Annotated in this window: 2 protein-coding genes; both read left to right on the top strand. The window is 65.4% G+C overall.

The window, feature by feature from the left end:
• On the top strand, nucleotides 1-180 hold a 180-nt coding region (locus tag ACWC21_RS41360; RefSeq protein ID WP_450890008.1), incomplete at its 5' end, for an alpha-amylase.
• Nucleotides 177-1027: alpha-amylase family glycosyl hydrolase (locus tag ACWC21_RS41355; RefSeq protein ID WP_450890006.1), on the top strand; the 851-nt coding region annotated here is incomplete at its 3' end. The genes ACWC21_RS41360 and ACWC21_RS41355, both read left to right, overlap by 4 nt.

The raw sequence follows: 1027 nt of genomic DNA, 5'->3' as shown, positions 1-1027 counted from the left end.
GACATGCCGCAACTCGGCCTGGACTGGCACGAGTCGGTGCCGGTGCGTGACGAGCTCACCGGCGAGACCTACCACTGGGGCAGGGCCAACTACGTGCGCCTCGAACCGGGCCGCAAACCCGCGCACGTCTTCGTCCTGCGACCGTCCAACCCGCAGACCGGAGGGTCACCCACAAAATGATCGTCAACGAGCCTGTTCCGGACAAGTTCGAAGACACTCCCGCCAAGGACCGTGACCCGGAGTGGTTCAAGCGCGCCGTCTTCTACGAGGTCCTCGTCCGCTCCTTCCAGGACAGCAACGGGGACGGGGTCGGCGACCTCAAGGGCCTGACCGCCAAGCTGGACTATCTGCAGTGGCTGGGCGTGGACTGCCTGTGGCTGCCGCCGTTCTTCAAGTCACCGCTCCGCGACGGCGGCTACGACGTCTCCGACTACACCGCCGTGCTCCCGGAGTTCGGTGACCTCGCCGACTTCGTGGAGTTCGTCGACGCCGCCCACCAGCGCGGGATGCGCGTGATCATCGACTTCGTCATGAACCACACCAGCGACCAGCACCCGTGGTTCCAGGAGTCCAGAAGGGACCCCGAGGGCCCCTACGGCGACTACTACGTCTGGGCCGACGACGACAAGCAGTACCAGGACGCGCGGATCATCTTCGTCGACACCGAGGTCTCCAACTGGACGTACGACCCGGTGCGCAAGCAGTACTACTGGCACCGCTTCTTCTCGCACCAGCCGGACCTGAACTACGAGAACCCGGCCGTGCAGGAGGAGATGATCTCCGCGCTGAAGTTCTGGCTGGACCTCGGCATCGACGGGTTCCGGCTGGACGCCGTGCCGTACCTGTACCAGCAGGAGGGCACCAACTGCGAGAACCTGCCGGCGACCCACGCGTTCCTGCAGCGGGTGCGCAAGGAGATCGACGCCCAGTATCCGGACACCGTGCTGCTGGCGGAGGCGAACCAGTGGCCGGAGGACGTCGTCGACTACTTCGGTGACTTCTCCTCCGGTGGCGACGAGTGCCACAT

The sequence above is a fragment of the Streptomyces sp. NPDC001348 genome, assembly GCF_053597535.1.
Note: the sequence above shows the minus strand (reverse complement) of the source record. Positions and strands in the feature narration are given on the sequence as shown.